Annotated in this window: 22 protein-coding genes; 10 read left to right on the top strand and 12 right to left on the bottom strand. The window is 48.7% G+C overall.

The features are described 5' to 3' along the window. Positions 1–38: 38 nt before the first annotated feature. Entirely contained in the window at positions 39–842 is an 804-nt protein-coding gene (locus tag SPB21_RS14780; RefSeq protein WP_163699361.1) for a hypothetical protein, read from the bottom strand. Further along, entirely contained in the window at positions 814–1,053 is a 240-nt protein-coding gene (locus SPB21_RS14785; RefSeq protein ID WP_499867018.1) for a hypothetical protein, read from the bottom strand. The genes SPB21_RS14780 and SPB21_RS14785 overlap by 29 nt, the downstream gene beginning before the upstream one ends. A 73-nt stretch (positions 1,054–1,126) precedes the next feature. Between SPB21_RS14785 and menA the strand changes: the two genes are divergently transcribed. The 3 genes from menA to SPB21_RS14800 are packed head-to-tail and all read left to right on the top strand — an operon-like array spanning position 1,127 to position 4,555. After that, positions 1,127–2,086, top strand: coding sequence for a 2-carboxy-1,4-naphthoquinone phytyltransferase (gene menA, locus SPB21_RS14790; RefSeq protein ID WP_284681681.1), 960 nt, complete (start codon positions 1,127–1,129; stop codon positions 2,084–2,086). Between the two features lie 40 nt (positions 2,087–2,126). Continuing rightward, the gene (locus tag SPB21_RS14795; protein ID WP_163660755.1) at positions 2,127–3,110 is read left to right on the top strand and encodes an o-succinylbenzoate synthase; all 984 of its coding nucleotides are present in this window, start codon (positions 2,127–2,129) and stop codon (positions 3,108–3,110) included. A gap of 41 nt (positions 3,111–3,151) precedes the next feature. Then, positions 3,152–4,555 carry an AMP-binding protein gene (locus SPB21_RS14800; protein ID WP_163699358.1) on the top strand — a complete coding sequence of 468 codons (1,404 nt, stop codon included), beginning with the start codon at positions 3,152–3,154 and terminating at the stop codon, positions 4,553–4,555. On the opposite strand, the gene SPB21_RS14805 is transcribed toward SPB21_RS14800, so the two are convergent. The 3 genes from SPB21_RS14805 to SPB21_RS14815 all read right to left on the bottom strand — a co-directional run bounded on the left by SPB21_RS14805 (position 4,449) and on the right by SPB21_RS14815 (position 7,577). Then, positions 4,449–4,904, bottom strand: coding sequence for an acyl-CoA thioesterase (locus tag SPB21_RS14805; protein WP_163699356.1), 456 nt, complete (start codon positions 4,902–4,904; stop codon positions 4,449–4,451). The two genes, SPB21_RS14800 and SPB21_RS14805, sit on opposite strands and share 107 nt — an antisense overlap. Further along, positions 4,894–6,537 carry a M23 family metallopeptidase gene (locus tag SPB21_RS14810; protein ID WP_499867019.1) on the bottom strand — a complete coding sequence of 548 codons (1,644 nt, stop codon included), beginning with the start codon at positions 6,535–6,537 and terminating at the stop codon, positions 4,894–4,896. The genes SPB21_RS14805 and SPB21_RS14810 overlap by 11 nt, the downstream gene beginning before the upstream one ends. Before the next feature lie 128 nt (positions 6,538–6,665). Next, positions 6,666–7,577, bottom strand: coding sequence for a biotin--[acetyl-CoA-carboxylase] ligase (locus tag SPB21_RS14815; RefSeq protein ID WP_499867020.1), 912 nt, complete (start codon positions 7,575–7,577; stop codon positions 6,666–6,668). A gap of 40 nt (positions 7,578–7,617) precedes the next feature. Between SPB21_RS14815 and SPB21_RS14820 the strand changes: the two genes are divergently transcribed. Next, positions 7,618–8,013 (top strand): DUF1823 family protein, encoded by a 396-nt coding sequence (locus SPB21_RS14820; protein WP_499867021.1) that lies wholly within the window; start codon positions 7,618–7,620, stop codon positions 8,011–8,013. A gap of 161 nt (positions 8,014–8,174) precedes the next feature. After that, positions 8,175–8,525: a cupin domain-containing protein gene (locus tag SPB21_RS14825; protein WP_163699350.1), complete on the top strand. Its 351-nt coding sequence runs from the start codon at positions 8,175–8,177 to the stop codon at positions 8,523–8,525. A gap of 78 nt (positions 8,526–8,603) precedes the next feature. Here SPB21_RS14825 and SPB21_RS14830 read toward each other — a convergent pair whose 3' ends face one another. Continuing rightward, entirely contained in the window at positions 8,604–9,044 is a 441-nt protein-coding gene (locus SPB21_RS14830; protein ID WP_499867022.1) for a secondary thiamine-phosphate synthase enzyme YjbQ, read from the bottom strand. A 32-nt stretch (positions 9,045–9,076) separates the two neighbouring features. Between SPB21_RS14830 and SPB21_RS14835 the strand changes: the two genes are divergently transcribed. Beyond that, on the top strand, positions 9,077–9,526 hold the full coding sequence (locus SPB21_RS14835; protein WP_499867023.1) for a CoA-binding protein: 450 nt from the start codon (positions 9,077–9,079) through the stop codon (positions 9,524–9,526). Here the strand turns inward: SPB21_RS14835 and SPB21_RS14840 are convergent. Further along, the gene (locus SPB21_RS14840) at positions 9,474–10,298 is read right to left on the bottom strand and encodes a hypothetical protein (protein ID WP_163699345.1); all 825 of its coding nucleotides are present in this window, start codon (positions 10,296–10,298) and stop codon (positions 9,474–9,476) included. The two genes, SPB21_RS14835 and SPB21_RS14840, sit on opposite strands and share 53 nt — an antisense overlap. Before the next feature lie 184 nt (positions 10,299–10,482). Beyond that, positions 10,483–12,252 (bottom strand): ABC transporter ATP-binding protein, encoded by a 1,770-nt coding sequence (locus tag SPB21_RS14845; protein ID WP_163660738.1) that lies wholly within the window; start codon positions 12,250–12,252, stop codon positions 10,483–10,485. A 544-nt stretch (positions 12,253–12,796) separates the two neighbouring features. On the opposite strand from SPB21_RS14845, the gene SPB21_RS14850 reads away from it, so the two are divergent. Further along, the gene (locus SPB21_RS14850; protein WP_499867024.1) at positions 12,797–13,570 is read left to right on the top strand and encodes a P-loop NTPase family protein; all 774 of its coding nucleotides are present in this window, start codon (positions 12,797–12,799) and stop codon (positions 13,568–13,570) included. On the opposite strand, the gene mltA is transcribed toward SPB21_RS14850, so the two are convergent. Together mltA and SPB21_RS14860 are read right to left on the bottom strand one after the other, a co-directional pair. After that, complete coding sequence (mltA, locus tag SPB21_RS14855; RefSeq protein WP_499868708.1) at positions 13,527–14,678, bottom strand: murein transglycosylase A; 1,152 nt, start codon at positions 14,676–14,678, stop codon at positions 13,527–13,529. The two genes, SPB21_RS14850 and mltA, sit on opposite strands and share 44 nt — an antisense overlap. A gap of 13 nt (positions 14,679–14,691) precedes the next feature. Beyond that, the gene (locus SPB21_RS14860; RefSeq protein WP_006515131.1) at positions 14,692–14,946 is read right to left on the bottom strand and encodes a hypothetical protein; all 255 of its coding nucleotides are present in this window, start codon (positions 14,944–14,946) and stop codon (positions 14,692–14,694) included. Positions 14,947–15,130: 184 nt separating this feature from the next. Between SPB21_RS14860 and SPB21_RS14865 the strand changes: the two genes are divergently transcribed. The 3 genes from SPB21_RS14865 to SPB21_RS14875 are packed head-to-tail and all read left to right on the top strand — an operon-like array spanning position 15,131 to position 16,951. Continuing rightward, entirely contained in the window at positions 15,131–15,655 is a 525-nt protein-coding gene (locus SPB21_RS14865; protein ID WP_163660732.1) for a hypothetical protein, read from the top strand. Between the two features lie 32 nt (positions 15,656–15,687). Continuing rightward, positions 15,688–16,575, top strand: a complete 888-nt coding sequence (locus SPB21_RS14870; protein WP_163660730.1) for a hypothetical protein — start codon at positions 15,688–15,690, stop codon at positions 16,573–16,575. A 10-nt stretch (positions 16,576–16,585) separates the two neighbouring features. Continuing rightward, a complete protein-coding gene (locus SPB21_RS14875) occupies positions 16,586–16,951 on the top strand; it encodes a DUF2237 family protein (RefSeq protein ID WP_163660728.1) in 366 nt (121 codons plus the stop codon). Between the two features lie 54 nt (positions 16,952–17,005). Here SPB21_RS14875 and SPB21_RS14880 read toward each other — a convergent pair whose 3' ends face one another. Then, complete coding sequence (locus tag SPB21_RS14880) at positions 17,006–17,254, bottom strand: MoaD/ThiS family protein (RefSeq protein WP_163660726.1); 249 nt, start codon at positions 17,252–17,254, stop codon at positions 17,006–17,008. A 105-nt stretch (positions 17,255–17,359) separates the two neighbouring features. Next, the gene (locus tag SPB21_RS14885) at positions 17,360–20,527 is read right to left on the bottom strand and encodes a hybrid sensor histidine kinase/response regulator (protein ID WP_499867026.1); all 3,168 of its coding nucleotides are present in this window, start codon (positions 20,525–20,527) and stop codon (positions 17,360–17,362) included. Between the last annotated feature and the right edge of the window lie 53 nt (positions 20,528–20,580).

Raw genomic sequence — 20,580 nt, forward strand, 5'->3', positions numbered from 1 at the left:
GTGCTTAGTTTTGCGTCCGTAGTAATACGCCCTTTTTGTTAAAGGCCTAACAGGAAAAAATAGGCAATGGCCGCAAAGAGTACAAAGGACAAAACCAACCGTGTACAAATAATCACCGCCGCTCCCATCGCTAGAGCGCCAAATCCATCTCGCCAGTCAACATTAAACTCTTTAACCACAAGGCTGGTCAGGCCAACCGCAATGATTTCCGCAATGATGCCGTATAGATACCCACCTAAAAACGGAATATAAAAGATAACGGTTTCTATCAGACCTAACACAAATGCTGTTTTATAGATTCCTTCCAAGGTGTAGCAGGTATAGCAGGAACAGAAAAGAACAGCGAGGAAAACCCCCACTACAGAAAAGAGCATGTAAGCCCCCAAGCGAATAAAAACAGCGTAAACACTGGCTGTTTTATTCAACGCGCTCACCCTGGCCTCAGCTTCACTGTAGGGTTCTTCAGGCCAGTTGAGGGCAATGGGTCTAGCTGCAAGTTCGCCAACAATATGTTTGTGGATATAAGCCTCAGAATCTGGTTCATGTTTAGTCCGGTCATAGGTGGATTGGACACACACCACCCGGAAACTTTTTTGGTCTTGCCCATCTGGGTCATTGACTATTTTTTGTATAGAAATGTCACTTAGCAGCACCCCTTCGAAAATTTCATGGGTCTCTTTAGAAATGGGAATGATCTTGTTCTTCTTGCCATCCCCTTGCAACAGATCGGGTGCCGTTACCAGGAGTTCTGCTGTTTGCACACAGTCTTTAATCGCCCACTCTTGCAATAGAGGCGTGACAGGGACAGCTTCGTCAATTGCCGTGGGATGGGGATGGTACAAGGATTTGATATAACTCTCCTTTCTGACGCACCTGGATAGTAACGTTTTTAGTTTTGAGAGATTGATTGATCAAGGTTGCGATCGCAGTTGGGTCACCTTGTTGAGCTTGTGCCAGTAAAACAGCGCGTGAAGTCATATCCTGGTGCCAGTCACCGTCCTCAGGTGTATTCTTCCCAGTTTCCTGATGTTCAGGAAACTCGCTTGCGCTCATGGTCGAAATAAGACTGACATGCCAACCGCTATGCTAACTATGGGTTTTATAGTTGCAAAGAAATTACGTCCAAATGGTCATCCCTACAGTTGGTCAAGCCTCTGATCAAGCCTCTGTCACTCAAGATTCTGACAACCCTGCCGCTCCCAAATCTCTTTGGGTTGCCGCCATTAAGCCCCCGATGTACAGCGTTGCCATCATTCCCATTTTGGTGGGTAGCTTACTGGCGCGTCTAGAAACAGAACAGTTAAACGGGCGCATCCTGGCCATTTTTTTGCTGTCAGCAATACTGCTTTTAGTCTGGGAAAACCTCAGCAATGACGTTTACGACGCCGACACTGGCATTGATAAAAATAAACATCATTCCCTGGTAAACCTGACTCAAAACCAAGCTTTAATCTTTTGGCTTGGCAATCTCAGTTTGGCCCTAGGGATTACTGGCGTAAGCGCCATTGCTCTCATGCAGCAAGATATGACCATTCTGGGGCTGATTTTAATTTGTTGTGCCCTGGGCTATCTCTACCAGGGACCTCCTTTCCGGTTAGGGTATCAAGGATTAGGCGAACCTTTATGTTTTATTAGCTTTGGTCTCGGCGTGGGCGCGGCTTACTATTCCCAAGCCCAGACATTTTCCCTGGCTTGTTGGGGATTAGGGGCTGTTATTGGCATGACGACTACATTAGTGCTATTTTGCTCCCACTTCCATCAAGTCAATGATGATATAGCTGCCGGTAAACGCTCTCCCATTGTCCGCCTGGGCACCCTGGGGGGGGCAACACTTTTACCATGGCTATGTGGCAGCATTTTTGTGATTTTGCTTGGAGGCATGCTTCTGCAAGTGTTTCCCAGCAGCCTGATCTTGACCTTAGTCAGTGCCCCATTTGCCATTCAACTTTGTCGCCATGTGAAGCGCTATCACAATCAGCCCGAGTTGGTACAAAATGCTAAGTTCGTGGCCATACGTTTCCAGTTTTGTTGTGGAATACTCGTATGCCTGGGACTGTTGCTGCCGATCACCCTTAAATTACGCTAGTCAAGCGGCTCCCGATTGAATTGACTCAGTACCTATCACCATGTCCTACCGGTTTGAGTTTCGTCCCTATAATCGTCGGTTTCGACAGCCGGTACGCACCCACCATGGGGAATGGCAAGTACGTCAGGGACTCATTCTTAAACTGACCGATGAAGATGGGCGCAGTGGATTTGGTGAGGTGGCACCGCTCCCCTGGTTTGGCTCTGAAACCTTTGAGCAGGCTTTAGATTTCTGCCAGCAACTGCCGACTCAATTATCGGACCATAGGGTGCCTTCTTTATTGCCCACACTACCTGCCTGTCAGTTTGGTCTGGAGTCAGTCTTTGCTAGCTTAGAGCGCAAACTACGGCCAATCGACTTACCCAATGCTCAATGTGGGGTTCTATTGGCTAGGGGTCAAGCTTCGCTAGCACAGTGGCAAACGCTATGGCGACAGGGCTACCGCGTCTTTAAGTACAAGATTGGTGTGGGCTCAGTGGCTGAAGAAATAGATTGGCTCGATCAGCTGCTGGGTCAGCTGCCATTAGGGGCCAAACTGCGTTTAGACGCTAATGGGGGTCTAAATGAATTGGCAGCACGACAGTGGTTAGATTGGTGCGATCGCAATAACCAACGCATCGAATTTTTAGAACAACCCCTGCCCCCTAAAGACTTTGATACTCTGATGCGACTCAGCTATCGCTATCAAACCCCCATTGCCTTAGATGAATCCATTGCCAGCTTAGAGCAACTTAAGGCTCACTTTCACCAAGGCTGGGATGGCATCTATGTGATCAAAGCAGCCATCATGGGTTCACCCCAACGATTACAGCATTTCTATCACAAGTATCCGATCGATCTGGTGATTTCATCGGTATTTGAAACCGCCGTTGGTCGTCAGGCCTTGATTCGACTAGCCATCGACTTGGCCATGGCTTACCCTGATATTCCCCACCGAGCCTTGGGGTTGGGTACCGAACAGTGGTTTACCAATGATGGTCTCAGCCAGACCAATTGGCAGCAGCTATGGCAAAGATTGGGATAGTCCCGGCAAATAGACAACACTTACCAGACATAGGGACAACAATGAACAATGGAAACCTAGGAGCACCCCGTTATGAGTGCCCTAGCCCCTGGGATATTTGGAATACCCTAAACGAACCCTGGTGCGATCGCATTCGGCAAATTCCAACGGATGCTGTGGTGTTGATCAATGAGGCTGAACCGACACAGTTCTTGGCATATCTTTGGAGCGGGCTGCTGGCTAAAGCTGCTCTAGTGCTGGCAAATCCTAACTGGCAGCAACAGGAATGGCAGCAGGTGGCAGCACAGCTAAAACCCGATGTAATTCTTGGCCAACCTCCTCCTGTATCTTTTAATTTATCGAACCAGCAACCAGAGCCAGGACAGATCCTCATTGCCACCGGAGGAACGTCTGGAAAAATCAAATTTGTTATCCATACCTGGGCAACTCTCAGTACAGCAGCCCAGGGATTTTTAACCCATTTTGACCAAACACCGGTCAATAGTTATTGCGTTTTACCGCTGTACCATGTCAGCGGTCTCATGCAGGCAATACGCGTATGGTTGTCCGGCGGTCAACTCATCATCCAGCCATTCAAAGACTTAGACGCAGATCAGCGATTAGTTCAACCCAATCAGACCTGGTTTATCTCCCTTGTGCCCACCCAACTACAGAGGTTGATAAAGAACGGCAACACCCTGCTCTGGCTTTCCCAGTTCCGAGCCATTTTGCTAGGCGGGGCTCCCGCTTGGCCTACTTTACTTGCACAAACAGCTCAGTTACCCATCGCCCTTACCTATGGCATGAGTGAAACAGCGGCCCAGGTAGCCACCTTATTGCCTACAGACTTTCAACAGGGGGTACGCAGTAACGGCTCACCCCTGCCCCATGTCACCCTAGCCGTCCACGAACTGAAATCATTTCAACCTCAGCCCGTAGGCACCATGGGTCGAATAGCTTTAAGGACAGCCTCTTTGGGCTTGGGTTATTGGCCCGCAATACCGTTGTCGCCACACCAAAGTTGGTTTTATCCAGACGATCTTGGCTATATCGATCAGCAAGGCCACCTACACATCGTCGGACGCCACAGTCAGAAAATTATTACTGGTGGTGAAAATGTCTTTCCTGTAGAGGTGGAAGCCGCCATATTGGCAACGGGGTTAGTACAGGATATATGCGTCGTGGGTTTGCCCGACCCGGTATGGGGCCAGGCAGTGGCAGCATTATGCGTCCCAGCACCCCATAGTCAAACCACTCCACAAAAGCTCAAGGCAGCTCTAAAACCTGTGCTCAGCGCCTACAAACATCCCAAGCATTGGCACTGGGTTGCACAGCTGCCCCGCAATGCCCAAGGCAAAGTTAATCGTTCGGTAGTGATGGAGTGGCTGACTGCATCCATTGCTCCAGTTCGGGGCTCAGGGGATGACGCTGGCGACTCGTGCTGTCAATACAGACATGGCGAGTAAGGGCGGTAGCTACGGTTTTCTCAGCGGCACCCTTGAGGCAGTAGCGAATTTCAAAGGTGGTTTCGTTTAAGCGGTGAGGTGTGAGCGCGATCTCAACCTCATCACCACAGTGCAGCGGTCGCCGAAAGTCCACAGAGGCATGGACCACCGGTACTGCTAAGGCCATTCCCCCGAAAAACTCTCGAGTATTGATGCCCGCATCAGCTAGAGCCGCTTCATAGGCTTCGTGGCAAAGGGTCAAAATATTGGCAAAGTACACCACACCAGCTGCATCCGTTTCATGGAAACGAATAGTGCGGCGATAGGTAAATAAAACATCCCTATTGTTGCCGGGCTCTTTACTGGGCATGGGGTTGAGCTGGGCGGAAGTGGGGCGCATCCTTCACCATCGTTTCGGTTTTGACGCCCTTGGGCAAAGCCGCCTGAACTGCAGCTGCCTGAGCTGAAGGAATAATGTTGAGCGCCTGTAGTGGCCGACCATCCATGCGGTTGTTGAGGTTAGCCAACGCATATCTCAATACATCGTCAGGGTTAATCGCCGACCATCCCTCACGGGTCAACTGACGTAGCTCAAAGTGCAAGTGTGGTCCGGTGGAATCCCCTGTGGAACCGACCAGTCCAATAACTTCTCCCTGCTCTACCCACTCACCTGGCTGCACGAGCATATGAGACATGTGTGCATAGCGGCTTTCTAAGGTGTTGTCATTGTGCCGCAAAATCACCGTCAGACCGTACCCTCCTAAATAATCAGCCACGGAAACCTGACCCGATTGAGTGGCTAGAATGGGCGTGCCTTGAGGAGCTCCGAGGTCTGTTCCACTGTGGAAGCGATAGGTATGGTGGATAGGGTGCCAACGCCAGCCAAACAACGATGTAATGGGAGATGGAGCCGCCAGGGGAAAGATAAAGGATTCACCCGCCTGTAGTTCAACCAGTGGCTTTGCAACCGTGTTGTAAAACTCACGCCCTGCCACAGTGGTAGCACCACCAGAGAAGCGGACGCCCGAGCGGCTAATACTCACCGGGCCGATATTGATGGCAGCTTCGGAAATAGTGGTTCCAGGCCCACTAGCAACCGTTGCAGTATCTTCGCCAGCGCCACAGCCACTGAGAGTTTCAGCATCAACCGTATACTCACATCCCGTCGATCGTTCTGAAACAACGACATCAGGCGCATTTGAATCCAGAGTCTCCCCTTCGCTGTACTCAGTTGGATCAACGAAGACATCCCCAAATTCAGATGCTAAGTCTTCTACCGTAGGTATGGCTCCAGGGACAACGTCACTGGGGGTAACGATTTCCACGGCAGGGATCACATTTTCCCCATCAGATATTGTCTCGCCTGCCGTCACCGTAGCATCAGCGTCAGTCGCATCCTCTGCTTCTTCTACCACCGTAGCGTTAGCGTCAGTCGTCTCTTCTGCCGTTGTTACATCTTCTGCCTCTGCCACCGTAGCATCAGTGTCAGTCGCCTCTTCTGCTCCTGCCACCGTAGCGTCAGCATCAGCAGTTTTTCCGTCTTCTAATTCGACTGCAGGCTCCGATTCAAGCAATTCTGGCTCCAAGGCCAGTTCAGGGACGGGGGCAGTAATCTCAATGTCTACCTGGGATGTAATCGCGTCTATCGCACTAGATGGCACGGGCTGAGGAGCGGGGGAAAATTCAGGAGGAGCCGCCTCTGGAGACACTACAAGCGGCGGCGCTACTAAAGTAGACACTTCCGGTGCATCTGGCGTAGCAGCAATAAAAGGAGTTGCTTCAGCGGTAACAGATGGCGCATCCATCTCACCCGCAGGCATATCAATTTGAGCCAGTACTGGCTGACTACCCATCACAGCCACGGAACCGACTATGCCGATTTTTTTCCACAACTGTCCAGGCTGCTTGTTAGCAACAATTATCTTAGGCGTAACGTTACTGGAGCTAGTATTGGACGCATCAGAATTAGACGATGCCGAAGGAGATGGGCAAAAATCAGCCATAGGAAGATAAATAAATAGTTCGAGTGACGATTTAGATTAGTGATTAAGGAATTTAGTGTAAGAAGAACAAAATAAATGAAGTTATTAGGAAACTGAATCGAAGTCACGCCACCCAATACGGGTGCTTGCTATTCAATATCAGTGTGGGAGTATCCGAGGGACAGCTCACCGGGTTTGATGTAGACCAGTTGATCAACTGTCTGATTAACATCCCTTGAGACCTGTGACGAAGACTTTAAAGTTAAGTGTCCCGCTTCCGTAACACCAACTACCCTTAACGTCTTTCCTTCCAGAACTACAGGCATATTTAGATTGGTCAGCAGACTTTGATAAGCATCCGTGAAACTTTTGCCATCTGTATGATTCCTATAAAAAACACCTCGCCAGATACCTAGCAGCACAGCCGCAGCCACCTCACTCAAGCTGGCAACAGCCTCTTTACCCTTGACTTTAGTGAGTTTGTGCCAAGTGACACCGGTTACCGGGACTGGATTGTAGACATTAATCCCTACTCCAATCACGGCACGAGCTATAGTTCCCCGTTCCAGCTTGCTTTCACTCAAAATCCCCCCCAGCTTTTGACCAGCCACCACAATGTCGTTGGGCCACTTGATTTGCGCCGGAATGCCTAACCATCTAAATTGGCTGACAATGCCCCATGCACTACAGAGGGTAAGTTGGGCCGCTCGGTCAGCAGGCCAGTCGGGCTCTAGCATCACCGATAGATAGACGCCGCCTAATGAAGACTCCCATTGTTTGCCTCGCTGACCTTTACCAGCGGTTTGGGTGTGTGCGATCGCAACCGTTCCTGCCTTAGCATCAGCCATCGCCCACAGGGTTGCATTCGTCGATGCCACCTGCCCAAATACATGGACATCAAACCTGGGACGCACAGCCTTTAAAAATGAAGGCGTTTCAGGCATCGGCAATATTGCCAATGATTGATTAACCGCATCCCGATTAAAATCGTCTAAGATCAGTCGTTCTTCCAAAACGCTGGAACCGCTTGCTAGACCAAACCAGCTAATTTTACCGGTCAACAGATTGTTATCCTAAGGCTCTATTGCATTGCTACCTGTCATGACCGAGTTACCCCCCTTAACCGAAACCACCCTCTGGGCCATTCTTAACGAAGAACTTGAGGACGATGTTGTTAATCGCTTAGTTTGGCACTATTTGGGCTATCGCTATGACGAGGCTACCAAGGAGTGGGACGCCAGTAACGTCATCGAACCCCTGCAAGAAAAGTTTCCTGAACCGCCCAACTTTATCGAGAGTCGCCCTGCAACGGTGCAACTCACCCGCTCAATTCCTAAATCCAATAAGCAATTACTTAAAACCTATCTAGGCTTCAAAGGCTATAGCATTGATCAGCTAGTCCCCCGCCTAACCCGGCGAGCCACCATGACTAGCTGGCTACTCAGCCATATGCAACTCAAAGGCTTGCTCAAAGACTCACCCAAAAATGAGACTTAAACCATAGCCGGAGAAACTCCCACAATCTGACCACCCCAAATAGTACACATAAACTATTTTGATGTGTTATCACTGATTTGTCACGCTCCAATCTTGGGGTAAAAGCAGCCATCAGCCAAATGCTTTCCCCTTGAACATCCGCTCCCTATTCCCCACCCAATATGGAAATCAAAAACGTCTACGCAGAACTCACTGCCCACTCTGAGGGATCTTTTGTCGACGTTGTACCCTTTAACGGCAACCATGTGGGCGCATGTAGCATCACCGGCATTTCACCGGTCTGGGAAATGCATCCAGACACGGATGAATGGTTCTACATCCTTGAAGGGGAATTTGAAATGACGCTGCTGGATGGAGAAACGCCGCAACACGTTGTTGCCTCAGCTGGTTCAACATTTGTGGTGCCTAAGGGAATCTGGCATAAGCCTGGCGCACCTAATGGGTCAAAGTTTATGTATCTCACCCCTGGTCAAACCCTGCATTCGGACAAGGAAGATCCTCGTATCCCCTAATCCCTCATTAACCTCGTCCGTTTTGTAGAGACGTTCCATGGAACGTCTCTACAAAACGGGGATTTTTCGAAGAGATCCCTAAGAACCACAAATTTGGATTAAGACCTTCCGTCCCTGTCTAGGGCCATCCAAATCCACCAACATCACCGATTGATAGGTCCCTAAAGCCAGTTGACCATTCACAATTGGCACCGTTTCGCTATTGCCCAGGGTCATCGCCATCAGGTGTGAGTGCGCATTAATGGGCTCATCAGAGGGCACATCTCGTAAATGCAGGTCATTGTGTAAATAGCGATCCTGCGGCGGAACAAGGCTACGCAAATAGGTTTTGATATCCACCAATAGCCGTTCTTCATGTTCATTGACAGTTAAGGCTGTCGTAGTGTGACAAGAAAAAATAACCACATGGCCCTGACTCACCTTAGCGACGGTCACTTGCTGTTGAATCGCTGAAGTAATGTTTAGGATATCAATAGTGTCAGCCGTGTCAAATAGTAGATAGTGAGAAACAATTTGCATGAGCTCGCGATATCCATTAACAGTCACAAGCCATGAACACCCTGTATAAAGATCCAACTGTCATTAAGCATGTTCTGGCCAAAACGAAGTATATCGCTGTTGTGGGTCACTCTCCTAAACCCCAACGCCCCAGCTATCAAGTGGCTCAATACATGCGCCAGCGAGGCTACGTTGTCTATCCCACTCACCCTGCCGTTAAAGAGATTGACGGCCATCGTTGCTATGCTCACCTAGCCGATGTTCCTGGCCCCATTGACATCGTGAATGTCTTTCGCCGTAGTGAGTTTCTCCCTGACCTTATGGAACAACTCCTGACACTCAAGACAATGTCTGAGGTGAAATGTTTGTGGACCCAGCTAGATATCTATGATGTAGGTGTTGCCCAACAAGCCATTGATCATGGCTGGCAAGTGGTCATGGATGCCTGTCTTAAGATTGAATTTCAAAAGATTCAGCACTCATTTGCGTCCGTTGAACCATAGTGGCAGTAAAGGTTTGCTGACGCGCTTGGAGCTGATGACGCTCATGGGTATGTTCCATCAACCATCGCAGTGATTGAACATACATCGGCTCTTGCCATAACCCCAGGGTTGAATTGGTCTGAGCTTGTTCAATATGGCGCTGTAACTGCATCTGAGCGATCCGTCGTAGCTCTCGATCAGTGTTATACAAACGCACATAAATTTGGTTGAATGTGGCTGTATCTGCTTGGGCAATAGCGGCTTGGAGTAGTTCCGCCTCTAAACTCTTCAGTTGACGCATTTTAGTTTGATAGGCGTCATCTTCGACCAAAAGTCGATCAGCAAAACTTGTGCCATAGGCCTGGATGGATAACAGTTGCTGCAAACCTAATAACTGAGATTCGACGGCATTCGAACGACGATGCAAATCTCGACGGTAGTCTTCCAAATTTGTAATAGGTTTTGGGAAAGAAGGTGGGGCCTCAGCCTGACGGACTTGCTGAGCCTGTGGACTCGCTTGAGAAAACCTTGGCCTGAGCAGAGCAGGTTCTACAGAGGAGGTCCCATTTGTATCGACAGCTGTAGCGGTATTGTCTGTCTCTCCCAACTCGTTGATCGGTGTGTTGGACTGCCCTAAAAACCCTGGCCATTCTCCCAGGGCATTGGCAGTGCCTTGGACCCCAACGGTTAGCGCTAACATACCTGATGCTGTAGGTAACCAATAAAGGGGTCGTTGCTGAGGTTGCATTGGACGACGAGTGACCGCTTTAGATTGAGTCCTATTTCGTTCCATGGATAGTTTGGGGAAAACACTGATGACGCAAGCGTACAGAACGATTAGCGTTAATCCACTATCCAAAGTGGCATAGCCAAGCCCGGAATTTCTAGGTGGCTTATGGAAGTCTATAAATTAAAGATTTAGATGCACATTGAGCCTACACATACTGAAATCAGGTAAATCAGGGCGGTGCTATTCGTTACATCGGTACGCGCTCACCCATTTGAACGCGCCATAGATTGGCATAGATGCCAGAACGAGCTAGGAGTTCCTCATGGGTTCCCCATTCTGCTAACTGTCCTCGATCCATGACATAGATACAGTGGGCATTTCGTACCGTTGATAACCGATGGGCAATGGCAATGGTGGTGCGATCGCACGTGATCTTTTCTAGCGAACGCTGAATGGCCGCCTCAGTTTCGTTATCCACCGCCGATGTGGCCTCATCCAAAATTAAAATCGGTGGGTCTTTTAGCAACGCACGGGCAATGGCCAACCGCTGACGCTGACCGCCTGAGAGTTTCTGGCCGCGCTCACCGACGATGGTGTCATACCCTTGGGGCAACTGCTCAATGAAATCATTGGCTTCAGCTAGTTTGGCCGCTTTCTCAATCTCAGCGGACGTTGCGCTAAAGCTGCCATAGGCAATATTCTCAGCCACCGTTCCATGGAATAAAAACACATCTTGACTGACTAAACCAATGGCTCGACGTAAATCATCTAGATGTAGCTGCCGCAAATCGTGACCATCAAGGATGATCTGCCCATTGCTGATTTCATAAAAGCGCAGCAAAAGTTTGACTAGGGTACTCTTTCCGGAACCCGTCGCACCGACAATCGCCGTTGTTTTACCGGCAGGCACTTTCAGAGTTAGGTGTTCTACCACCGGCAGGCGATCATGATAAGCAAAGGTCACATCCTTAAATGCAATATCGCCACGCACATTACTAACGGGCAACCGATAATCCCCAGGGCGAATAGCCACAGGCGTATCCAGCAAATCCATCACCCGCTCGATGGAGGCCATGGCACGCCGATACTGATCCAGGGTTTCGCCTAAACGAGTCAAAGGCCACAGCAACCGCTGCGTCAGAAATACCAACACACTATAGGTACCCACAGCCAGGTTGCCAGCCACTGCTTCTAAACCTCCATATAGCAGGGTGGCCGTAAATCCGATCAAAATCAGAATACGGATCAGGGGAATAAATGCAGAACTGAGTGCGATCGCTCCACGATTACTCCGACGATAGGCTTCGCTATCTGCTGCTACCCGCTGATTTTCATAGGCCTCAGCTGTGTAGCTTTTAATAGTGGCAATGCCTGTTAGGTTATTGGCCAGACGACCATTCAATAAACCCACACGCTCTCGTACCTCAGCGTAGCGGGGGGCCAGATATTTTTGGAATGAGATCGCACCCCACACAATAAACGGCATGGGCAACATCGCCAGCCACGCTACCTTAGGAGCCATGACAAAAAAGGCTCCACCAATCAGTAGCACAGTGGTCACCACCTGCAGAACTTCGTTTGCCCCGCGATCCAAAAATCGCTCCAGCTGATTGATGTCGTCATTGAGAATAGACATCAAGCCACCCGAGCTGCGCTCCTCAAAAAAGGCCAGTTCCAAGGACTGAAGGTGGGTATAGGCATCTAACCGCAGATCATGCTGAATCGATTGGGCCAAGTTGCGCCACAGCCAGTTATAGGCATATTCAAACGCTGATTCTAAAGCCCAAACAATCACCGTTAGTACTGACAGCCATAGAAACTGCCCGCGAATGCTCGCCACACCCCAGTTGGCAATGAGTGAATCCTGCTGTTTAACCACCACATCCACCGCTAGACCAATGAGTACTGGCGGGGCCAAATCAAATAGTTTATTGAGAACTGAGGCTGAACTGGCCAGCCAAATTCGTCGGCGATAGCGACGACCGTAGGTCAACAAACGTTGGAGTGGGTAGGTCATAATCCCTGACATCTAAGGATAGAAGGAAACATCAATATTTCCAGTTCCTCCATTGTGAACTATCACCGCTGCAGCTTAATCACATGGGTTGACCTAAATCGATGGCCCAATCCATCAAAACAACGACAGAAGTCCTAAAACAACGACAGAAGTCCGGATACCTTATTTGAAGGCTTTAAGAAGATCGCCATAGCTTGACCCTGAAATCCAAACTTTTTAGGTATTCTACTTAGACAGGTGCTACACATTAACTACCAGTAGAGGTCTATCTGCATCGAGATTATTGGCAGCTTTCTTGGATAGACCGCTAATAGAGTTCTAGGTTTACGACCTAGCTCACAAGTTTTTTCATAGTCAAACGTTATCCCCATTTAAAATCAGCGTCTCAATTTTGCTTTTGCCAAATTTAGCTTTGGCACAGGCTTGTCAGCTAACGCCAAAGTCAAACTTGGTTGAGACAAAGCTCTCGCCCAGTATTTACTAGGGCGATATTTAACAATTTAAACAATTTCAAAACTCCCACCCCTCAAAACACCCAAGCCCTATGGAAACTCCTTTTGAGATTCGCTATAACAATATCAAGCTACAGGTAGAAAGACTTTACAAAAGCGCCGATCAAACCATTAAACAACACTTTCCAGGCCTAGAGGATATCTCATTCACCCTCAGAGGCGGAGAATGTGTTCACTTACATAGTTACGTACCGTCCGCCAACAGATTATTACTCGATACGCTGAGTGGTCATTTTCGCATTGATGCTGGGGCCATTTGGGTTGATCACCAGAGACAATGGTTAAACCTATCCCAACTATCTCAGCGGCAAACGGGCGAAATTCAAGCCCGCACTATCGGCCATCTAGGGTGCAGCGAAACACTACGGACACAATCCATCGTGATGGATTGTGTCTCCAAGCCATTCCTTAACCTCGGACTTTCCCGCGTTCAAGCCGAAGGACAAAGTCGACATGTTTTAGATTGGGTGGGTTTACCTCGACGGCTGTGGCACCAAGCACCTAAGCACCTGACCTTAGCTGAACTACATCAAGCTAATCTGGCTCGTACCTTTGCCATCGATTACAGCGTGATTGTGATTGATGTGCCCATCAATCATCTAGATCGAGACAATCAAAGGCGTCTGATTCAGCTGATTGAGTATCGCAAGGCTCAGAATACTTGTTTTATTGGCAGTTTCAACGACGATGATTTGCGTCAACAAATTTGCGATCGCAACCTCTCCATTCACGTTCCCACACCTATTTTCAGTGACTCAGCACCTACTCACGCAGCAGCAAGTAATATAGCTGCCCACTCGTATTAATCAATCCAGCCTGTTCTCCAGCATTAGTGCCCGTACCCACAAAAATATCCACACGACCAGGACCACGAATCGCACCACCCGTATCCTGATCCAGCACATAGCGATTCATCGCCATGGACTGCCAGCTATCCGTGGTGGTGGGCACCGGCAGGTTTAAACTAATCAAAGCCAAAGCCCCCGGCGGCATCAGTGTCTTGTCTGTAGCAATAGAACGACCTGCCGTCACAGGTACGTTCAGATTACCCATGGGAGGGGAGCCCCCAGTCGCCTTGAAAAATACAAACCGATCATTCTGGGGCAAGTAGCGATCAAGCGCCTCTGGATATTGCTCAAAATAGTCAAGCAACACCGGCAGAGTTAACTCTGACTCCGCCACAATGCCATCATCAATCAAAGCCCTGCCAATGCTCACGTAGGGGTACTCCGTACGGCCAGCGTAGCCCACTGACATGACTGAGCCATCGGTTAACTGTAGTCGGGCTGACCCCTGCACCTGCACCAAAAACGCTTCCAAACGATCTTGCAGCCAGACTAACTCTAGACCCGCTAAAGGCCCCTTCTCTCCCTGTAAGCCATCCATTCCTTCTAAATCAGAGCGGGTGGGATGGGGCAATGGCCAGGTGTCTAGATCCGCAGGTCGGCCATACAAGGGATAGCGATATTCCGCTGTGGGCACTGCACTGGCCCTGTATGTGGGCTCAAAGTAACCGGTAAAGTCCACCTGACCATTGTCATCACTCCCAATCGACCGATAAAAGTCAAATTCTCGTCGAACAGACTGCTGCAGCTGCTGTGCTGAATGACTAGTGGCTACCAACTCACGGAAACGCACCAAACTACGCTGTACCCGTTCCCGAGTAATACTTAACACTGGATACTCTTCATAGGCTGTCACTGCAGCCTCTGTCTCTAAATAATCCAGGCTATAGTCAACAGCTTGAAGTAATCGGCTACGATCCTGGCCAAACTGAGCGTCGTACCCCAAACATAGCTCCGGTAAAAACTCGACATGGCAGTTAACCAAATTTAACGGCACTGCCGCTGCCGACATCGGGGCACACACCACAGTCGTGACCAGAACCGTACGGAACCACCGCCCACTTAGCATCACTGTCTGCCACCTAAAACCGCTCGACACTAGAACTAAACTGTGGTTCTACACGAATTGCCACTAGTCTAGAGGGACGAATCACCATATATTCACCAGGATTAATCTCTGGCAATGGCACCTTGATAAAGTCGTCCGAAGAGGACTTGGGCATTAGCTCATTGCTATACCACTTTTGAAAATCTTGAATCGATGAAAACCTTACTTCCTCATGATGGCCGCCATCAAAAAGTAGATGGACAATAAATTCGCTTGGTTTCCTGGGCATAACGGCTCGTCGATTTAAATCATCGCCCTATTATGGACCTCCAGCTGTCAAAAATTGCATCTAAAACGATACGAATACTTACAAAATATTGGTCGACTCTCTGGTGTTCTATAAATGGCGGTAGAGTTTATCTGTATTTTTGGTCCTGGTTCTGTCCCATAAATAGCCATACTCTTTAAACTTCATGTTGCGTAAAGTTTCCGTAGCCATCGGTGCTCTTTTGCTCATCGGGCTGCTTGTTGTGGGTGGCTGTCAGCTCACCCAATCTAAAGCATCCTTACCAAGCGACACTGCTAAATGGGAGCAAATTGAAGAGCAAACACCCGCAGTCGCTGTTGACAAGAAAGCTGTTATTAACGGCGGTGAGTTCAACAAGTTCTTTCCCACAGCTAATGGATTTGAGCGGGTCTACACCCAAGAAAAAGACGGCTTTGCTGAAGCCAAGCTGAAGCAAGATGGCAATACGTTGGCGATGCTATCGGTATCAGATACCGCCTCTAATCCAAGCGCCACCCTTAAATATCAAAATAGCGATCGCACCCTTGCAGGCTATCCTTTAGTCGAAGTTGGCAGTACCGCCAGCAGCCTACTAGTATCTGATCGATTACAAGTAAAAGTCCTCTCTCGAGACACCGATTTCACCCCCTCTGATCGGGAAGCTTGGCTAGAAAAGTTTGATCTTGATGGTCTTGCTAAACTCGTCAACTAATATCGCCTGCGCCATCATACAAGGACATCAACATGAGCAAGTCGATTTATGAGCTAGTCAACGAGTTACCTCAGAAAAATCTCACGGTTTTTGCCCTCCGTTCCCTTGATAAGGTACTACCTGGAGAATGGGAGAACATTGTCGGTTTCGAAAATACTATCCGACAGGTTACTGGGGAGAGTGACACGGCTCTAATTGAACAAATTGGGGCACGGGCTATTCAGCTCTATAACGATAAGTCTGAAGGATACCAAAGAGCCATGTGGCTCTATCAAACCATTGACTCCACAGGGCGGGCTTTAGGCCAAGCGGCTTTGGCCAATAAAATGACAGAAAATGTCCGCTTTCTGTCCATTGTCAATCGCCTCACACCCAAGGCTGACAAAGCTCAGACCATCGATCTGTGCATGAAGCTAGTGACTGAAATCGTTGCTTTCTGCAAAATCAATGGCATCCCTGGCGACAGCGTGGGTGATTTTATTAAAGCACTGGGAGATTATGGCGGTGAGTCGTTGATCCGGATGGCCGCACTGGTATGTTTTGACGGTCTTGTTCCCCTGGGTCCTAACTTTATTAAGCAAACCGAAACTGTTTTAGGAAATCTCACCCCTAAAGACTTGGATAACAATCCAGCGTTCAAAGCCATTAAGGAAGCGGTGCCTGGCGCTAAAACAGCTGACCAGCTCACATTTATTGGCGCTAGCTTTGAGTCAGTCAAAGGTTGGATGGGCAATTTTGTTGAATCTAAAGGCATTACACCCCAAAGCGTAGCAGCTAATCTCAAAACATTTGTGGATATAGCTGACGACAAAATGGACTACTTTGGTGCCTTTCTAGATATTTCCATCAACTATTATGAGCACACGGGTGTTCAGACCCTCACTCGTCGGCTCGTTGAGCGAGCTGTTGCTGAAATTTAGATCTAAGGCTATGGCGATTATAAAAAACGTTCTGGGTGACAATCTACAAATATGTTGCACCAGTCCAATGACAGGATTTTATCGTGACGGTACTTGTAATACAGGACCGAATGATTTAGGCGCTCATGTCGTCTGCGCTGAAGTCACAGAAGAGTTTTTAACTTACACCAAGGCTCAGGGTAATGATCTGAGTACACCCATGCCCATGTACAAATTTCCTGGCCTCAAACCCGGCGATCGCTGGTGCCTGTGTGCTAGCCGCTGGAAAGAAGCCCATGATGCCGGTGTGGCTCCCAAAGTGGTGTTAGCCGCAACCCATGAAGCTGCCTTACAAATAGTTTCCCTTGAAATTCTGCAAAAACACGCTACCGAGTAACTATTAATGATTTTGGAATGTGCAGACGTTACATGCAACGTCTTTTCCACAGCCCTAACCCCCACTAACAGGTGGAATTAAAACAACTTCATCACCATTGCTGAGGGGAGTATCGGCTTCAACAAAATTGAGGTTAATGGCAAAACGCGTGAGGCCTTGCCATTTTTTTAGATCCGGGTATTGATTGCAGATGCGATCGCACAATTCCCTAACCGTTATCCCCTCAGGCAACTCCATTGTCATTTCAGGACACCCCAAAACATCCTGATATACCGCAAACAGCTTTAAGGTAATGGAAATCATTCCCGTTGCCCACCCTATCGTTCATCTCCATAGATCCTAAAATATACGGGAATAAACTGTCTTTTGGCTAATGTACAGACGTTACATGCAACGTCTCACCAAAACCTAATTCAAAGGCGCATTAAACACAGCATTTGCCAAAGTATCCAGCAACAGCTGTTCACGATAGGGCTTCGAGAAATAAGCATTGGCCCCCAGCTTCATCGCCAACTGACGGTGTTTATCACCGGTACGCGACGTCAGCATCGTAATTGGAATATGGGAACAACGCTTATGGGACCTCAGTTTAGCCAAGAAGCCATATCCATCTAAACGCGGCATTTCAATATCACACACAATCGCATTGATATCTAAGCCAGCATTGAGTTTTTCCAACGCATCTAGGCCATCCTTAGCCTGAGTCACTCGATACCCTTGCTTTTCCAACGTAAGGGCCAGCAACCGTCGCACATTGACCGAATCATCCACCACCATGATTGTCGGTTGTTTAGACACACTGGCGGCTACATCAGGTTGCAGGTCACTCAGCTTGCCACTGAGTAGAGGATTACCATATAGAACTGACGCTTCTTTGATATTGGACCCTTCACAACTCAACACCCAACGGAGAAATTCTGGAGCATTGAGCAAAGGCACAACTTGTCCATCACCCAAAATAGTGCAGTTGTTAAATCCTGTAGGCATAGGAACATTCCCTTCCACCCGACGCAGCGCCGCCTCTTGATCGCCCCATGAGCGGTCAATTTGTAAGCCAAATAGTTGATCGTTATATCGGAAGACCAAAACTGTCGGCACCGTCACGTTAGCGCTCATTTCCAAACTTTCAATATGCCGAGCACAGTTAAATGCTAACCACTTAGCCATGCGGATCAGTCGGATTGGCTCACCATTACGGGTGAACATTTCACGCCCAGCATCGTCGTAAATTTCGTCGTCTGCAACCTCTGTGATTTCCTGAAGATTATCGGTCGGAATAGCCATGGGGAGACGATTACTCTCGGCCAGCAGCACCCGAGTAACAGAAAGCGTATAAGGCACCGAAATGGTAAACGTCGATCCTTGCCCTGCTTTGGTCGCTACGCTAATATCACCACGAATCTCTTCAAGATTGTTGCGAACCACATCCATACCGACACCACGACCGGATAGCGTAGTCACTTGACTAGCCGTACTAAATCCAGGCTCAAAAATGAGTGACAACAGGTCAGTTTCGCTTGCGGTAGCCAATAGGGATTCATCTAATCCCATATCTTTCGCACGAGCACGAATTTTCTCTAAGGGAATACCGCGACCATCATCCTGAATTGTGATCACCGTCCGGCTACTACGTTGTAGGGCACTAATGGTAATGGTGCCCTGCTCTGGTTTACCTACCGCTAGGCGTTCTGCCGGAGCCTCAATACCATGGTCAAAGGCATTACGCAGAATGTGCATTAAGGGATCATTTAAGGACTCTAAAATATTGCGATCAACTAAAGTTTTATCGCCTTCAACCTTGAGTTCCACAGGCTTACTAAACTCTAGCGACAGCTCACGTAAGGCCCGTGGAAAGCGATTGGTAATGTCTGATAAAGGCCGCATGCGCAGCTGATTGAGATTACGCTGTAGCTGACGAGTAGTACGCTGTAAATTGCGTGATGATTGCTCGGCTGTATCAACACTAATTTCAATATCGTCAGCAACTTCTCGCAACCTGACAGCGGTTTCCATCATGTCGCGGAAGGGCAGATGTCGCTCATCATAGCGATCCATCTCTAGGGCATCAAACCCAGGGGTTGTAACGCCATTGCCCCCCCCTTGGTTCAAGACCAGGGCAACAGAACCATTATTACCAGCAGCTGGTAGCATCGGTGGATTATTGCTGGCTGTTTTATCGTAGACATCGCGCAGATCCTCTTCCGATTCTTCTAAGGAACGCAACCGCTCGTGCAACAGTTTCACCAACGTCCTCAGACGTTTTACTTCACTGTCAAGTCGATGACGCTCAATTGTTAAATCACCGAAGTAATCATTGAGTTCATTCAGCTGTCGCACCGAAACCCTTACAGTCGTATCCTGCTGTGCATCCGGAGCGACCTTAGACTCATTACCGGACTTGCTAGAAAACCGAAATTCTGCAGCCTGCGATGCAGCCTGCGATGCAGCAGACTCTTTCTCGACAGACGGTGAACCAGATTCCACAAACGGTCTGACTGGTTGAACAGCGTCTCCTGATAATTCGGACTCTACCGCTGGATCTGCTGCTTCAGGTTGAATAGGTACTGTTGGCTGAATCTCTTCAGTAAATAGAAATTCTGTAGGTTGCGAGTTATCTGTTGCGGCTTGCGCAAAAATATCCTGGTCAACGGGTGCATTTTCCGCCTGAGCCAATATAGTGGCCCAATCATCCTCTACTCCCTGACCATCATTGAGCATGGGATCGTCCATCGCCAACGGATCGCTGACGTTTAGATCGACATCACTAAAGATATCTGAGGTAGCTGTCACTACAGGCACTTCAAAACTCAACCCCGACAGAGCAACGGGCAACTGTTCCACTTGACCATCTAAGATGCAAGTCTGAGACTGTCGCCAGGCCGTGAGAGCGGCTTGAGCCACTTCCATAACTTGGTCATCACTCGCCATCTTGATAGCCTGTCCAACTGACATACACAGCTCACAAAAAGCAGAGAGCTGTAGCATTTCCCCTAAACCGCCCAGTTCCTGAGCCAGGATGTCTACCTCTTCACGCAGCCGAGGCGTTTGACTAGAAATAGCCGCTTCTAATCGATTAAGACAGCCTTCAACCTCAGTGCTAAACAGAACAGGAATAATATCCTGATTTTCATCTGAAGACAATAAAATATTCTCGTCTTCAGGATCAGCTTCTCCTAGAATCTCATAAAGCTGCTCAAAAATAGGCATGGCTGTACCGTTCAGCCATGTTTCGTCAGGTGGTTTCTGGTTGCGATCGCACTCAATGATTCGACGTAAAATGTCCACCGCCGACAGTAGCAATCGTTCTAAATCATCATCAATCACTAAACCATCGCGCTGCAGTTTGAGGACCTTCAATGAGTCCTCAAGGCGATGGGCAAAGTCACTTAGCAGCACATACCCCATCATGGCAGCCCCACCTTTAATCGAGTGGGATGAGCGCAATGCTGCGTCAATATCGTTACGCAGTACACCTTTCTGCGCTAAATCCAGCAGGGCTCCATCTAAAGTCTGTAGATACTCATCAGCTTCATCCAGGAACTGAAGCTTAATTTCAAGTTCTTTATCAACCGCCATGACGCTGCACCTATTGGATACCTGCCTTATGTGACTGCCTATCGATCAAACTA

The organism is Leptothoe sp. ISB3NOV94-8A (genome assembly GCF_043421595.1).
GTDB classification, from domain to species: domain Bacteria; phylum Cyanobacteriota; class Cyanobacteriia; order Phormidesmidales; family Phormidesmidaceae; genus Leptothoe; species Leptothoe turfae.

Coding starts and splice junctions, on each gene's coding strand:
- SPB21_RS14835 (WP_499867023.1), top strand. CDS start 9,077: ATGAACACCCTGTATAAAGATCCAACTGTCATTAAGCATGTTCTGGCC.
- SPB21_RS14845 (WP_163660738.1), bottom strand. CDS start 12,252: ATGACCTACCCACTCCAACGTTTGTTGACCTACGGTCGTCGCTATCGC.
- SPB21_RS14820 (WP_499867021.1), top strand. CDS start 7,618: ATGACCGAGTTACCCCCCTTAACCGAAACCACCCTCTGGGCCATTCTT.
- SPB21_RS14870 (WP_163660730.1), top strand. CDS start 15,688: ATGAGCAAGTCGATTTATGAGCTAGTCAACGAGTTACCTCAGAAAAAT.
- SPB21_RS14785 (WP_499867018.1), bottom strand. CDS start 1,053: ATGAGCGCAAGCGAGTTTCCTGAACATCAGGAAACTGGGAAGAATACA.
- SPB21_RS14875 (WP_163660728.1), top strand. CDS start 16,586: ATGGCGATTATAAAAAACGTTCTGGGTGACAATCTACAAATATGTTGC.
- menA (WP_284681681.1), top strand. CDS start 1,127: ATGGTCATCCCTACAGTTGGTCAAGCCTCTGATCAAGCCTCTGTCACT.
- SPB21_RS14860 (WP_006515131.1), bottom strand. CDS start 14,946: ATGCCCAGGAAACCAAGCGAATTTATTGTCCATCTACTTTTTGATGGC.
- SPB21_RS14830 (WP_499867022.1), bottom strand. CDS start 9,044: ATGCAAATTGTTTCTCACTATCTACTATTTGACACGGCTGACACTATT.
- SPB21_RS14850 (WP_499867024.1), top strand. CDS start 12,797: ATGGAAACTCCTTTTGAGATTCGCTATAACAATATCAAGCTACAGGTA.
- SPB21_RS14840 (WP_163699345.1), bottom strand. CDS start 10,298: ATGGAACGAAATAGGACTCAATCTAAAGCGGTCACTCGTCGTCCAATG.
- SPB21_RS14810 (WP_499867019.1), bottom strand. CDS start 6,537: ATGGCTGATTTTTGCCCATCTCCTTCGGCATCGTCTAATTCTGATGCG.
- SPB21_RS14880 (WP_163660726.1), bottom strand. CDS start 17,254: ATGATTTCCATTACCTTAAAGCTGTTTGCGGTATATCAGGATGTTTTG.
- mltA (WP_499868708.1), bottom strand. CDS start 14,678: ATGCTAAGTGGGCGGTGGTTCCGTACGGTTCTGGTCACGACTGTGGTG.
- SPB21_RS14885 (WP_499867026.1), bottom strand. CDS start 20,527: ATGGCGGTTGATAAAGAACTTGAAATTAAGCTTCAGTTCCTGGATGAA.
- SPB21_RS14795 (WP_163660755.1), top strand. CDS start 2,127: ATGTCCTACCGGTTTGAGTTTCGTCCCTATAATCGTCGGTTTCGACAG.
- SPB21_RS14800 (WP_163699358.1), top strand. CDS start 3,152: ATGAACAATGGAAACCTAGGAGCACCCCGTTATGAGTGCCCTAGCCCC.
- SPB21_RS14865 (WP_163660732.1), top strand. CDS start 15,131: ATGTTGCGTAAAGTTTCCGTAGCCATCGGTGCTCTTTTGCTCATCGGG.
- SPB21_RS14805 (WP_163699356.1), bottom strand. CDS start 4,904: ATGCCCAGTAAAGAGCCCGGCAACAATAGGGATGTTTTATTTACCTAT.
- SPB21_RS14825 (WP_163699350.1), top strand. CDS start 8,175: ATGGAAATCAAAAACGTCTACGCAGAACTCACTGCCCACTCTGAGGGA.